The sequence below is a fragment of the Janthinobacterium sp. JF4 genome, assembly GCF_059617925.1.
This window is the reverse complement of sequence record NZ_JCAQAV010000029.1, coordinates 14,867-28,071: the sequence shown is the minus strand read 5'-3', so window position 1 is coordinate 28,071 and position 13,205 is coordinate 14,867. Positions and strand designations below refer to the sequence as shown.

General features: G+C 60.9%; 14 protein-coding genes. All 14 read left to right on the top strand.

The genetic code is table 11. From position 1 onward, the window contains the following. The first annotated feature begins 45 nt into the window (after positions 1-45). Positions 46-363 carry a flagellar transcriptional regulator FlhD gene (gene flhD / locus AC54AF_RS19365; RefSeq protein WP_034758381.1) on the top strand — a complete coding sequence of 106 codons (318 nt, stop codon included), beginning with the start codon at positions 46-48 and terminating at the stop codon, positions 361-363. 112 nt (positions 364-475) lie between these two features. Continuing rightward, positions 476-1,039 carry a flagellar transcriptional regulator FlhC gene (flhC, locus tag AC54AF_RS19360; RefSeq protein ID WP_131687385.1) on the top strand — a complete coding sequence of 188 codons (564 nt, stop codon included), beginning with the start codon at positions 476-478 and terminating at the stop codon, positions 1,037-1,039. A 110-nt stretch (positions 1,040-1,149) separates the two neighbouring features. Continuing rightward, positions 1,150-1,911, top strand: coding sequence for a class I SAM-dependent methyltransferase (locus tag AC54AF_RS19355; RefSeq protein ID WP_496637822.1), 762 nt, complete (start codon positions 1,150-1,152; stop codon positions 1,909-1,911). Between the two features lie 219 nt (positions 1,912-2,130). Further along, positions 2,131-2,991: a flagellar motor stator protein MotA gene (motA, locus tag AC54AF_RS19350; protein WP_131687383.1), complete on the top strand. Its 861-nt coding sequence runs from the start codon at positions 2,131-2,133 to the stop codon at positions 2,989-2,991. A 58-nt stretch (positions 2,992-3,049) separates the two neighbouring features. Beyond that, on the top strand, positions 3,050-4,000 hold the full coding sequence (gene motB, locus AC54AF_RS19345) for a flagellar motor protein MotB (RefSeq protein ID WP_131687382.1): 951 nt from the start codon (positions 3,050-3,052) through the stop codon (positions 3,998-4,000). A 46-nt stretch (positions 4,001-4,046) separates the two neighbouring features. Continuing rightward, a complete protein-coding gene (locus AC54AF_RS19340) occupies positions 4,047-4,595 on the top strand; it encodes a chemotaxis protein (RefSeq protein ID WP_077401991.1) in 549 nt (182 codons plus the stop codon). Between the two features lie 83 nt (positions 4,596-4,678). Continuing rightward, positions 4,679-5,044, top strand: coding sequence for a response regulator (locus tag AC54AF_RS19335; protein ID WP_034758362.1), 366 nt, complete (start codon positions 4,679-4,681; stop codon positions 5,042-5,044). 43 nt (positions 5,045-5,087) lie between these two features. Then, positions 5,088-7,274: a chemotaxis protein CheA gene (gene cheA / locus AC54AF_RS19330; protein ID WP_496637821.1), complete on the top strand. Its 2,187-nt coding sequence runs from the start codon at positions 5,088-5,090 to the stop codon at positions 7,272-7,274. Positions 7,275-7,305: 31 nt separating this feature from the next. Further along, the gene (locus AC54AF_RS19325; RefSeq protein ID WP_034758356.1) at positions 7,306-7,812 is read left to right on the top strand and encodes a chemotaxis protein CheW; all 507 of its coding nucleotides are present in this window, start codon (positions 7,306-7,308) and stop codon (positions 7,810-7,812) included. A 198-nt stretch (positions 7,813-8,010) separates the two neighbouring features. Then, the gene (locus AC54AF_RS19320; protein WP_496637820.1) at positions 8,011-9,732 is read left to right on the top strand and encodes a methyl-accepting chemotaxis protein; all 1,722 of its coding nucleotides are present in this window, start codon (positions 8,011-8,013) and stop codon (positions 9,730-9,732) included. Between the two features lie 71 nt (positions 9,733-9,803). Continuing rightward, entirely contained in the window at positions 9,804-10,676 is an 873-nt protein-coding gene (locus AC54AF_RS19315) for a CheR family methyltransferase (protein ID WP_131687379.1), read from the top strand. A 9-nt stretch (positions 10,677-10,685) separates the two neighbouring features. After that, positions 10,686-11,294: a chemoreceptor glutamine deamidase CheD gene (cheD, locus tag AC54AF_RS19310; protein ID WP_034758343.1), complete on the top strand. Its 609-nt coding sequence runs from the start codon at positions 10,686-10,688 to the stop codon at positions 11,292-11,294. Between the two features lie 108 nt (positions 11,295-11,402). Beyond that, positions 11,403-12,473 carry a protein-glutamate methylesterase/protein-glutamine glutaminase gene (locus AC54AF_RS19305; RefSeq protein WP_496637819.1) on the top strand — a complete coding sequence of 357 codons (1,071 nt, stop codon included), beginning with the start codon at positions 11,403-11,405 and terminating at the stop codon, positions 12,471-12,473. Between the two features lie 147 nt (positions 12,474-12,620). After that, positions 12,621-13,019: a chemotaxis response regulator CheY gene (gene cheY, locus AC54AF_RS19300; RefSeq protein ID WP_010396677.1), complete on the top strand. Its 399-nt coding sequence runs from the start codon at positions 12,621-12,623 to the stop codon at positions 13,017-13,019. Positions 13,020-13,205: the final 186 nt, after the last annotated feature.

The following is a 13,205-nucleotide window of genomic DNA, read 5'->3' as shown; positions in this document are numbered from 1 at the left end:
GCAACACACAACGCCAGCTGAATTCAACGGATTGAGGAGATGGAAATGACTGCTAACGATATGATGGCTGAGATTCGCGACGCTAACCTGAGCTACCTGATGCTGGCCCAGCAAATGATTCGTGCGGACAAGGTAACGGCCATCTTCCGTTTGGGCATTGCCGCCGAAATCGCCGAACTGATCGAAGGCATGAGCAATGCGCAGATCCTGAAACTGGCTGGCGGCAACATGATGCTGGCCCGTTTCCGCTTCGATGACAGCGCCATCCTGGGCATGTTGACGAACTACAATAAAGACCGCTCGCTGGCCCAGTCGCACGCGGCTATCCTCATGGCCGGCCAGGGCGTCGAAGAAATCGCTTAAGGTCCCCATCAAAACGTCCATGGCGGCGTTGCATTGCCCTGAACATTTTGCTGGCAACCTTTTATTTAGTCAGTATCGGTAGTCGGTATCAGTCAGTAGTGGAGTACACAGCATGGCCAAGAAAAGTGTCGTATCGGAAGCGCAGGAGATCCAGCTGGCCATCGAATTGATACAGCTGGGCGCCCGTTTGCAACTGCTGGAGACGGAAGTCTCGCTGTCGCGCGAACGCCTGCTGAATCTGTACAAGGAATTGAAGGGCGTCTCGCCGCCCAAGGGCATGCTGCCGTTTTCCACCGACTGGTTCATCACCTGGCAACCGAATATCCATTCCTCGCTGTTCATCAATATCCACAAATTCCTCGTCGACCACGCTGGCGCCACCGGCATCGAAGCCGTGATGAAGGCATACAAGCTGTATCTGGAACAGATGCCGCCCGAAGCGGGGGAAGAGCCGCTGCTGTCGCTGACGCGGGCCTGGACCCTGGTGCGCTTTTTCAGCAGCAAGATGCTGGACATGGCGCCCTGCGGCAAGTGTGGCGGCAAGTTTGTCGTCAACTGCCTCGACCTGAATGCCGATTATGTGTGCGGCCTGTGCCACATGCCTTCGCGTGCCGGCAAGACCAAGAAGGCGCGCGATGAAGCGGCCGCTATCGCGGCGCCGGATGTCGCCGCCTGATACTGCCCCCTCAGGCAAGCTCAGTGAAAACCGGAGCGGTCGCCAGACCGGACTCCGGTTTTTTCATGGCGCTTTCGCTTACACTGGCGTTTTCCTCCTGTGACTACCCCATGCTGCAACAAATCCTGCGCGCGCCCGCGCTCAAGGCCATCCTGATCCAGGTCCTGGCCTTTCCCTTGATGTTGCTATTGGTGTATGGCCTGGCGCGCGCGGGCGTGGCCATGTCGCTGCCGGCCGTGGCGCTGGTGCAGGGCGTGCTGGCGGCGCTCATCACGTGGCGCGCGGGACTGGCGCGCTGGTGGTGCGCCATCGGCCTGCTGTTTGCGCCCGCCTTGCTGGCAGCCAGTTTGCTCGATTTGCCCCCGGCCGTGTTCCTGGCGGCCTTTGTTTTCTTGCTGAGTCTGTACTGGTCCACGTTCCGCACGCAAGTGCCGTTTTACCCGTCTGGGCCGAAGGTATGGCAGGCGGTGGCCGAACTGGTCGCGGACCGTCCCGGCGTGCGGCTGGTCGATATCGGCAGCGGCCTGGGCGGTCTGGTGCTGGACCTGGCGCGGCGCCGGCCCGATGGCCAGTTTTCCGGCATCGAGCTGGCACCGCTGCCGTGGCTGGCAAGCCGCTTGCGCGCGGGGCTGGCGGGCAGCCGCGCGCGCTTCCTGCGCGGCGACTACGAAGCGCTCGACTTCGGCCGCTACGATGCCGTCTTTGCCTATCTGTCGCCGGCGGCGATGGCGGCCCTGTGGCGCAAGGCGGAAAAGGAAATGTTGCCCGGTAGCATGCTTCTTAGTTACGAATTCCAGATTGTGGCTCGCGCGCCCGATAAGACCATTGCCGCCACAGAGGGTGGCCCTTTACTTTACATATGGTGCTTTTAAGCAATTGTCTGCGTTATTTGCTTGCCCGTGGGGCAATCTCACGTTATTGTAGTTCCACACGGCATTTTCTCGGAATTGCATTGAAAAGCAGCGCATTTCAATTAACTTCCGGTTGCTTTTTTTGCCGCTGTCTCCGCCGGCGGCGCAGCCGCCAGAAGACAGGAACAGGTTTGAACATGCCGGGCACACAGCCCCGGCCATTATTGGGAGTCAGGGCACTTGTTAGTCATAATCGGATACATCATCGTCTGCGCCTCGGTCTTTGGCGGCTTCGCAATGGCCGGCGGCCATCTGGCGGCGCTGTTTCAGCCGCTGGAGTTGCTGATGATCGGCGGCGCCGCCCTGGGTGCCTTCCTTGTCGGTAACAATAACAAGGCCATCAAGGCGACAATCGCCGCCTTGCCCAGCCTGTTCAAGGGCTCGCGCTATACCAAAGAGCTGTACATGGAGCTGATGTCGCTGTTGTTCGAAGTGCTCAGCAAGGTGCGCAAGGAAGGCTTGATGTCGATCGAAGGCGATATCGACAAGCCCGAAGAAAGCCCGCTGTTTTCCAAGTATCCGGCCGTGCTGGCCGACCACCATATCATCGAATTCATGACCGATTACCTGCGCCTGATGGTATCGGGCAATATGGATGCGTTCCAGATCGAAAACTTGATGGATAACGAAATCGAGACGCACCATCACGAAGGCGCCGTGCCGGCCCACGTGATCGCCAAGGTGGGCGATGGCTTGCCCGCGTTCGGTATCGTCGCCGCCGTGATGGGCGTGGTGCACACGATGGAATCGGTAGGCCTCCCGCCAGCCGAGCTGGGCATGCTGATCGCGCACGCGCTGGTCGGCACCTTCCTCGGCATCTTGCTGGCCTACGGTTTCGTGGGGCCATTGGCCAGCCTGCTGGAGCAGAAGCTGGAAGAGTCGAGCAAGATGTTCCAGTGCGTGAAAGTGACCCTGCTGGCCAGCCTGAACGGTTATGCGCCGGCGCTGGCCGTGGAGTTCGGCCGCAAGGTGCTGTTCTCGACCGAGCGTCCGACGTTCAACGAGCTGGAAGACCACATCAAGAAATCGAAAACGAAGTAAGCAGTGAATATACGCCTGGACACCATGAGTCATTTGCAGCACACGGAAGGGGGATGCCATGGCCGATGAAGGCATGCGCCCGATTATCGTCAAGCGTATCAAGAAGACGGCTGGCGGACACCATGGCGGGGCGTGGAAAATCGCCTACGCCGACTTTGTCACGGCCATGATGGCTTTCTTCCTGCTGATGTGGCTGCTGGGCTCCACCTCGAAGGGCGACTTGAACGGCATTTCCGAATTCTTCAAGACACCCTTGAAAGTGGCCATGGCGGGCGGTTCCGGCAGCGGCGAAAGCAATTCCGTCATCCAGGGCGGCGGCCAGGACCTGTCGCGCCAGGATGGACAGGTGCGCAAGGCGCAGGAAGAGCCGCAGCGCAAGTCGTTCGACCTCAATTCCGCCAAGGCCGCGCTCGAACGCGAGGAAGGCAAGCGCCTGCAGGCGCTCAAGGCGCGCATCGAAGCGACCATCGACGCCAATCCCCTGCTGAAGAAGTACAAGAACCAGTTGCTGCTCGATATCACCAGCGAAGGCTTGCGCATCCAGATCGTCGACGAACAGAACCGTCCGATGTTTGCGCTCGCCAATGCGAATCTGCAACCGTACACCAAGGAAATCCTGCACGCCATCGGCTTCGTGCTCAATGAAGTGCCGAACCGCATCGGCCTGTCCGGCCATACGGATTCGACGCCCTACATGAGCGATGCCGGCTACAGCAACTGGGAATTGTCGGCCGACCGCGCGAATGCGTCGCGGCGCGAACTGGTGATCGGCGGCATGAAGGAAGAAAAAGTATTGCGCGTGGTGGGACTCGGTTCGGCCGCCCACCTGGACAAGCTCGACCCCTTCAATCCGATCAACCGGCGCATCAGCATCATCGTCATGAACAAACGCACGGAAGAAAATGTGTTGCGCGATGGCTCGGCGATCGAACTGCCGGTGACCGATGCCGCTTCCGCCGCCGTCGCTTCAGGGCTGGCGGCCGGTGCGCCGCCTGCGGCGAAAAAATAACACGCAAGGCTGTCGACGCGTAGTGTATTGAAACAATGAGACCTTTATGACAAGAAAGAAAATACTTGGCTCGCATGTAAAGCGCCTGCTGTCTGGCGTGTCGGACCATGGCCGCAAGCACTTGACGGAGGTGGAAACCGACCTGGTGCAGACCGGCATCTTGCTGGAAGAGGCGATCGAAAAGCTGTCCTTCAATTTCATGGCGATACACGCCGCCGTCGCTGCGCAGCAAGATACCATCGCCCTGCTGCTCGACGGCGGCATTCCGGCCGAGCAGCAGCGGGAGAAACTGCTGGCCTTGCAGGACGAAGTGGGGGGCTACGTGAATGCCGCCATCACCAGCCTGCAGTTCCAGGATATGACCAGCCAGCTGATCGAGCGCACCTTGAAGCGCGTGACGGGCTTGCGCGAGTTCCTCGGAACCCTGGGCTCGCATGGCGCGGAGATGTTGCCGGAGAGCGACAATGAAGAAATTGTCGCCTTGCTGGGGCGGGTCAGCATGGCGCTGGCGATTCAAAGCCTGGAGTTGCGCAGCGTGCTGCGCAAGGCTGTCAGTCAACAGCATTTGGAAAGTGGCGACATCGAGCTGTTCTAGCATGCCAGTGTGGAACGCTTGTGGTTGCATGGATTGATTAATCAAATACTCGGGCAAGATGCCCGGAATAAGTGGGAGCAAAGATGGCCAAAACGATACTTGCAGTGGACGATTCGAGCTCATTGCGCCAGATGGTGGCGTTCAGTCTGAAGGCCGCCGGTTACCAGGTGGTGGAGGCCGTCGACGGCCAGGACGGACTGGAAAAAGCCAAGCTGCAAACCGTGGATCTGGTATTGACGGACCAAAACATGCCGCGCATGGATGGCCTGGAGCTGATCAAGCTGCTGCGCGAACTGCCGACCTACCAGAAGGTACCCATCCTGATGCTGACGACGGAGTCGTCGGACGAGATGAAGTCGAAGGGACGTGCCGCCGGCGCCAATGGCTGGCTGGTCAAGCCGTTCGATCCGCAACGCCTGATCGAAGTGGTCAAGAAGGTGATCGGCTGATGCCAGCCGCGCAGCGCAACGATGCAATTGACGGAGTCACCCTATGACCATCGATATTAGCCAGTTTTTTCAGGTCTTTTTCGATGAGGCCGAAGAACTGCTGGCTGAAAAAGAACGGCTGCTGCTGGCCGTTGATATTGCGGCGCCCGACGCCGAAGACCTGAATGCCATTTTCCGCACCGCCCATTCGATCAAGGGCGGCGCATCGACGTTCGGCCTCTCCGACATGAGCGAGGTGACGCACATCCTCGAGTCGCTGCTCGACCGCATCCGCCAGGGCCAGATGGCCCTGACGGCGGAACACGTCGACGCCTTTTTGGCGGCCAAGGATATCCTCAAGATGCAGCTCGACGGCCATCGCCTGGGCAGCGCCGTCGACCAGGATGCCGTGGCCAATGTGCGCATGATGCTGCAGTCGTTCTCGCAGGACGTGCCCGTGGCCGCGCTCACGCCCGTCGCGCCGGCCTTCCACACGGCGGAAAAGGCAGCCGTCAGCCATGCCGGCGGCCATCGCATCCGCCTGGAACTACCTAGCATGGAGGCGCGCGAAGTCGATGCGCTGGCGGCCGAACTGGGCTTGCTGGGCGACGTCGCCGTGTCCGCCTTGCCCGACGCGCGCAAGGTGCTGGAAGTGACGACGCATGAAAGCCTGGACGATATCCTGGCCATCTGCTCGTTCGTGCTCAATCCCGACGACATGGTCATCACGCAGGCGCCGCCTTTGGCGCCAGGTGAAGCCGATGCGGCCCGCGCGGCGCAGGAAAAAGCCCAGGGCTATGGCTTCTTCGAGCCGCTGCCAGGCACGCCTGGCGCGGCGGACCCAGGCTATGGCTTCTTCCAGCCGCTCGAAGACATCCGCGCCGCCGCCGGCGTGCAGAGCGACGCCGAACAGGGCTACGGTTTCTTCCAGCCCCTGGAACAGATTCGCGCCGACGCGGCCAGGGCGGGCAACGCCAGCGCCGCGCCGGCCGTAGCCAGCGCCGTGGCCGAAGTGGAGCAGGAAAAGAAACCGGCCAAGAAAGAGGGCGACAAGGCCGGCGCCGAATCGTCGTCGATCCGCGTCTCGATCGAGAAAGTCGACCAGCTGATCAATCTGGTGGGCGAACTGGTGATCACGCAGGCGATGATCGAGCAGCGTGCCAGCGCGCTCGACCCGATGCTGCATGAAAAACTGCTCGACAGCGTCAGCCACCTGACGCGCAACACGCGCGACTTGCAGGAAGCGGTGATGTCGATCCGCATGATGCCGATGGATTTCGTCTTCTCGCGCTTCCCGCGCATGGTGCGCGACCTGGCGACCAAGCTGGGCAAGAAGGTCGATTTCATCACGAATGGCGCCGCCACGGAACTGGACAAGGGCCTCATCGAGCGCATCGTCGATCCGCTCACGCACCTGGTGCGCAACAGTATCGACCATGGCGTGGAAATGCCGGCCGCCCGCGTGGCCGCCGGCAAGACCGAGGCCGGCCGTTTGTTCCTCTCGGCCAGCCACCAGGGCGGCAACATCATCATCGAAGTGTCCGATGACGGCGCGGGATTGAACCGCGAGCGCATCCTGGCCAAGGCCGCGCAGCAGGGCCTGGACGTCTCCGAGACGATGAGCGACGCCGACGTGTGGCAGCTGATCTTCGCGCCCGGTTTTTCCACCGCCGAAGCGGTCACCGACGTGTCGGGCCGCGGCGTGGGCATGGATGTCGTCAAGCGCAACATCAGCGCCATGGGCGGCGTCGTCGACATCCGGTCGGCGAAGGGTTTCGGCACGACGATTTCCATCTCGCTGCCGCTGACCCTGGCCATCCTGGACGGCATGTCGATCCGCGTCGGCGACGAAGTGTATATTTTACCGCTGGGCTTTGTCATCGAATCGCTGCAGCCAGCCGTTGAGGATATCAAGGACATCGCTGGCCGCGGGCAAGTGGTGAAAGTGCGCGGCGAATACCTGCCTTTGATTCCGCTGTACCAGATGTTCGACATCGCGCCGCGCTTTACCAGTCCTTCGGAAGGCATCTGCGTGATCCTCGAGACGGAAGGGCGCAAGGCGGCCCTGTTTGTCGACGACCTGGTGGGGCAGCAGCAGGTCGTGGTGAAAAACCTCGAATCGAACTACCGCAAGGTGGTGGGCATTTCCGGCGCCACCATCCTGGGCGATGGCGGCGTGTCGCTGATTCTCGATGTCGCCGCCCTGATCCGTTCCTCTCGCCAGCTGGCCGACGAGTCCATTTTTTCGTAGTACCGATAGATAAAAGATAGGAAAACGCACCATGTCAGATACTCAACAAACATCCGGAAGCAATGCGGGCGACGGCAAGGACATCGCCGGCCGTGAATTCCTGGCCTTTACCCTGGGCTCCGAAGAGTACGGCATCGATATCCTGAAGGTCCAGGAAATCCGAGGTTACGAAGCGGTCACCCGCATCGCCAACGCGCCTGAATTCATCAAGGGCGTGATCAACCTGCGCGGCATCATCATCCCCGTGGTCGACATGCGCATCAAGTTCAACCTGGGCACGCCCGTGTACGACCAGTTCACGGTGGTGATCATCCTGAACATCGGCGGCCGCATCGTCGGCATGGTGGTCGACAGCGTTTCCGACGTCACCACGCTGACGCCGGAGCAGGTGAAGCCGGCGCCGGAAATGGGCACCGCCTTCTCGACCGACTACATGATCGGCCTGGGCACCATCGACGAGCGCATGCTGATCCTGGTCGACATCGACAAGCTGATGTCGAGCAGCGAGATGGGCCTGATCGACAAGCTGGCAGCGTAAGCGGCAGCAGGCAGGCAGCAAGGCGGCGCCCGGTGCGCCGCCGTTTTGGCACGCAAAGAATCACTACAGATATGCATGTACCGGTGCGGGCGTTAGCCAGAGGCGCGCCGGCAGGCTGCAAGGTCCGACAGAGACCAGGCCACAACACGGCGCCGTCCGGTTGAACGGGCGCCGTTCACATAAATATTGGAGACTGTAATGAGTTTGCGCGATTTCAAGATAGGCACCCGGCTGGGGATAGGTTTTGGCAGCATCCTCGCCATCCTGGTGGTAGTGATCGTTTCGGCGAATGCACTGAATTACCGTAACAAGGCCCAGTTGCTCACGGGCCTGGCACTGGCAAGCGAAAAGAATACGCAGGCGTCGCTGATGAAAAGCGCGATGCTGGAAACCGGTATCGCCATGCGCAATATCGGCCTGCAGGGCGATGTGGGCCTGATGCAGGCGGAAGAGGGCAAGGTGCGCGAGCAGCGCAAGCTGTACGACGGCGCGCGCGGCAAGCTGTCCGGCCTGGGTCTGTCCGCTGGCGAGAAGGCGCTGCTGGCCAATATCGCCAAGGTCGACGGCGAAGTCGATGCCGCCTTCAAGGAAGCGATGGGGCAGGTGCTGGCGTTTAACAGCGAGGGCGCGGCGAAGGTCATTGCCACCCGCATCGACCCCTTGAACAAGACGACCCTGGCCGATATCAACAAGCTGCTCGACTTGCAGCACGTGGCGCAGCAAAGCTTCATGGACGACTCGCTGGCGGCCGATGCGCGCCTGATGAAGGTACTGTTCATCCTGGGCGGCGCGGCGGTGGCGATCGGCGCCTGGTGCGCCATCTTCATCACCCGCTCGATCACGGTGCCGCTGTCGGGCGCCCTGGCCGTGGCGCAGAAAGTGGCTGCCGGCGAGCTGACGTCGCGCGTGGTGGTCGAAGGCAAGGATGAAACGAGCGCGCTGCAGCAGGCGCTCAAGGACATGAACGAGAGCCTGGTGCAGACGGTCAGCGACGTGCGCAATGGAACGGACACGATTACCGTGGCGTCGCGCGAGATCGCCAGCGGCAATGCGGACCTGTCGGCGCGCACGGAAACGCAGGCCAGTTCGCTCGAAGAGACGGCATCGTCGATGGAAGAGCTGACGTCGACCGTGAAGCAGAACGCGGACAACGCGCGCCAGGCCAACCAGCTGGCCGTGTCGGCATCGTCGGTGGCGGAGCAGGGCGGCAAGGTGGTGGCGCAAGTGGTCGATACCATGGGTTCCATCAAGGACAGTTCGCGCAAGATCGTCGACATTATCGGCGTCATCGACGGCATTGCGTTCCAGACGAATATACTGGCCTTGAATGCGGCAGTCGAAGCGGCGCGCGCAGGCGAGCAGGGACGCGGTTTTGCGGTGGTGGCGTCGGAAGTGCGCAACCTGGCGCAACGATCGGCTGGCGCGGCGAAGGAAATCAAGGGCCTGATCGGCGACTCGGTCGACAAGGTCGATGCCGGCAGCCGCCTGGTGGACGAGGCGGGACAGACCATGGGCCTGATCGTCACGTCGATCCGGCAGGTGGCCGACATCATGGGCGAGATCACGGCGGCGACGCAGGAACAGAGCCATGGCATCGAAGAGGTCAACCAGGCCATCGCGCAGATGGACCAGATGACGCAGCAAAATGCGGCGCTGGTCGAGGAAGCGGCGGCGGCGGCCGAAAGCATGCAGGATCAGGCGCAGAAGCTGGCCGACGCCGTGAGCATCTTCAAGCTCGATGGCGAGAGCGCGGCGCAGGCGGCCATGCCCGCACCCGCGCCAGCAGTAAAGGCGGCGGCACGGCCGGCGCCTGGCGTGGCGGCAAATACACGGCGGTTGGCAAAGACGGCGCAAGCCGGCACGCCACCGCCCGCGAAAAAGCTGGCGGCGGCCGGCGGCGACGATTGGGAAGAGTTCTGACGCCAACCCGGTCCCGCTAGTTATACTTGCAAAGGCATTGGTCAGAGTAGTCATAGAGAGGTAAAAACAAAATGCCGCAAACTAAAACGGATTCGGTCAAGGAATTTGATTTCACTGGCAAGGACTTCGAACGGGTCCGCGCCATGATTTACAAGCGGGCCGGCATCGCGCTGGCCGACAGCAAGCAGGAGATGGTCTACAGCCGCCTGGCGCGGCGCCTGCGCGCGACGGGCATCTCCTCGTTCGTCCGCTACCTGGACGACCTGGAAGCTGGCCGCATGGGCGACGAGTGGGAAGCGTTCACGAATGCGCTGACGACCAACCTGACGTCGTTCTTTCGCGAGGCGCATCACTTCCCGCTGCTGGCCGAGCATGTGAAAAAACTGAACGGGCCGATCACCATCTGGTGTTCGGCCAGTTCTACCGGCGAGGAGCCGTACTCGATCGCCATGACGGTGTGCGAGGCGTTCAATACGCTCACGCCGCCGGTCACCATCATCGCCACGGACATCGACACGAACGTGCTGGCCACGGCCGCCAATGGCGTCTACAACCTGGACCGGCTCGACAAGATGCCGGCCGACCGTGCGCGGCGCTTCTTCTTGCGCGGCAAGGGCGATCGCGAAGGACAGGTGCGGGTGCGCCCGGAACTGCGCCAGATGATTACCTTCAAGCCGCTCAACCTGCTGGCTGACAGCTGGCCCTTGACGGGCCAGTTCGATGTCATCTTTTGCCGTAACGTGATGATCTATTTTGACAAGGCGACGCAGCGCAAGATCCTGTCGCGCTTTGTGCCATTGATGAAGCCGGATGCCCTGCTGTTTGCGGGCCATTCGGAGAATTTTCTGTACGTGTCGGATTCATTGAAGCTGCGCGGTAAAACAGTCTATGAGCTCGATCAGCCTCGGGGCGCCGCGCCCAAGGCATCGTCGCATCGTACATGAGAGTGAAATATGAGCCTGGAATCCAAAGAGCAATTCGCCACTAACGTCTATTACGACAGGACGTTCAATTGTGACGCCGCCAAGATCTTGCCTGGTGAGTATTACTTCACCAACAAGGACATGCTGATCGTCACCGTGCTCGGCTCCTGCGTCTCGGCCTGCATCCGCGACCGCGTCACGGGCCTGGGCGGCATGAACCATTTCATGCTGCCCGATGGCGGCAGCGATCCGAATAGCCCGATTTCCGCGTCGATGCGCTATGGCACCTACGCCATGGAGATATTGATCAACGATTTGCTGAAGGCGGGCGCGCGGCGCGAGAACATGGAAGCGAAAGTGTTCGGCGGCGGCGCCGTGCTGCGCGGCTTCACTGCGATCAACGTGGGCGAACGCAATGCGGCTTTCGTCATCAATTACCTGAAGGCGGAAAAAATGCGCGTGGTGGCCGAGGACTTGAATGACATCCACCCGCGCAAGGTGTATTTCTTCCCCCGCAGCGGCAAGGTGCTGGTGAAAAAGCTGATGCAGACGCATAACGATACGCTGGTACGCCGCGAACTCGACTACGCCAGCCGCCTCAAGGTCGCGCCAGTGGGCGGCGAGGTCGAGCTGTTCTAGTAACACCAGACCAAACCTGCTGCGCGTCGTGCTGTGCGGCCTGCGGCGGTTTGGTCCAATGTACTAATTTAATAAAGAATAAGGGCCGCAAGGCCTGGAAGGATAACTATGAAGATCAAAGTATTGATCGTGGATGACTCGGCGCTGATCCGCAGCGTCATGACGGAAATCGTGAACAGCCAGCCCGACATGGAAGTGGTGGGCGCGGCGCCCGATCCGCTGGTGGCGCGCGAGATGATCAAGCAGACCAACCCTGACGTGCTGACCCTCGATGTCGAGATGCCGAAGATGGATGGCCTCGACTTCCTGGAAAAACTGATGCGTTTGCGCCCGATGCCGGTATTGATGGTGTCGTCGCTGACCGAGCGCGGCTCGGAAATCACCATGCGCGCGCTGGAACTGGGCGCCGTCGATTTCGTCACCAAGCCGAAGATTTCCATCCAGAGCGGCATGCGCGAGTACACGGACATGATCGCCGACAAGATCCGCGCCGCCTCGAAGGCGCGCATCCGCGCGCGCACCCTGCCGTCGGCCAATGACAAGGTCGCCGCGCCGCTGCCTGCGCTGCGCAGCCCGCTGACGTCGAGCGAAAAGCTGATCATCGTGGGCGCTTCGACGGGCGGCACGGAAGCGATCCGCGAATTCCTCATGCAGATGCCGTCCGATTGCCCCGGCATCCTGATCACGCAGCACATGCCGGAAGGCTTTACGCGCTCGTTCGCGCGCCGCCTCGATTCGCTGTGCAAGATTTCGGTGCAGGAAGCGGCGGGCGGCGAAAGGGTGCTGCCCGGCCACGCCTACATCGCGCCCGGCCATTCGCACCTGACCCTGACGCGCAGCGGCGCCAACTACATGACCAAGATCGACCAGGGCGAGCCGGTCAACCGCCACCGCCCGTCGGTCGATGTGCTGTTCCGTTCGGCCGCGCAATCGGCCGGTAAAAATGCCGTCGGCGTGATCCTCACCGGCATGGGCAAGGACGGCGCACAAGGCATGTTGGAGATGAAGGCCGCAGGAGCGTATAATTTTGCTCAGGATGAAGCCAGTTGCGTGGTGTTCGGCATGCCGCGCGAGGCGATCGCTGTCGGCGCTACGCATGAGGTCGGCGCTCTGACGGCGCTGCCTGGCATGGTGCTGGGACACCTGGCGGCGCATGGCATGCGTGCTTTGCGCGTGTAAGCCACGTTTTATATGATCTGAGGCAAGTTTGTTCGCCTAAAAGCAACGAAAATGCTATCCTACAACTTGCTGCCGTAGTGTCGACCATAATGTCGGCATTCATGTCGATATTATTAACAAACCGCTACAGAAACAACGGAGTTATTCATGGCTGATCCAAAGATGAAATTTTTAGTCGTTGACGATTTTTCGACGATGCGCCGCATTGTCCGGAATCTGTTGAAGGAACTGGGTTATGCCAACGTCGATGAGGCGGAAGACGGCGTGATGGGCCTGGCCAAGCTGCGCGCGGAATCGTATGATTTCGTCGTCTCGGACTGGAACATGCCAAACATGGATGGCCTGACGATGCTGCAGCATATCCGCGCCGATCCCGCACTGGCCAAGCTGCCCGTGCTGATGGTCACCGCCGAAGCGAAAAAAGAAAACATCATCGCCGCCGCGCAAGCTGGCGCCAGCGGTTATGTCGTCAAGCCGTTCACGGCCGCGACCCTCGATGAAAAGCTGAACAAGATTTTCGAGAAGCTGGAAAAAGCCGGCGCCTGATCCAGGCTGGACCGTTATCAGGAAAAACGCTGCCCGTGCAAACCGGCAGCGTTTTTTTCGTCCACAAGGGCCTTTGGGCAGTCCGCCATTCGCGCGCGGGGCTCCCGCGCTTGCCTGCTCCGAGCGGAGCAATCCTGTGCAATACTGACTAATCGCAACTAGTTGCGAAGAGGAAGGAAATATTTC

Coding starts and splice junctions, on each gene's coding strand:
- AC54AF_RS19355 (WP_496637822.1), top strand. CDS start 1,150: ATGCTGCAACAAATCCTGCGCGCGCCCGCGCTCAAGGCCATCCTGATC.
- AC54AF_RS19340 (WP_077401991.1), top strand. CDS start 4,047: ATGACAAGAAAGAAAATACTTGGCTCGCATGTAAAGCGCCTGCTGTCT.
- motB (WP_131687382.1), top strand. CDS start 3,050: ATGGCCGATGAAGGCATGCGCCCGATTATCGTCAAGCGTATCAAGAAG.
- cheA (WP_496637821.1), top strand. CDS start 5,088: ATGACCATCGATATTAGCCAGTTTTTTCAGGTCTTTTTCGATGAGGCC.
- AC54AF_RS19335 (WP_034758362.1), top strand. CDS start 4,679: ATGGCCAAAACGATACTTGCAGTGGACGATTCGAGCTCATTGCGCCAG.
- AC54AF_RS19320 (WP_496637820.1), top strand. CDS start 8,011: ATGAGTTTGCGCGATTTCAAGATAGGCACCCGGCTGGGGATAGGTTTT.
- AC54AF_RS19325 (WP_034758356.1), top strand. CDS start 7,306: ATGTCAGATACTCAACAAACATCCGGAAGCAATGCGGGCGACGGCAAG.
- cheD (WP_034758343.1), top strand. CDS start 10,686: ATGAGCCTGGAATCCAAAGAGCAATTCGCCACTAACGTCTATTACGAC.
- flhC (WP_131687385.1), top strand. CDS start 476: ATGGCCAAGAAAAGTGTCGTATCGGAAGCGCAGGAGATCCAGCTGGCC.
- AC54AF_RS19315 (WP_131687379.1), top strand. CDS start 9,804: ATGCCGCAAACTAAAACGGATTCGGTCAAGGAATTTGATTTCACTGGC.
- flhD (WP_034758381.1), top strand. CDS start 46: ATGACTGCTAACGATATGATGGCTGAGATTCGCGACGCTAACCTGAGC.
- AC54AF_RS19305 (WP_496637819.1), top strand. CDS start 11,403: ATGAAGATCAAAGTATTGATCGTGGATGACTCGGCGCTGATCCGCAGC.
- cheY (WP_010396677.1), top strand. CDS start 12,621: ATGGCTGATCCAAAGATGAAATTTTTAGTCGTTGACGATTTTTCGACG.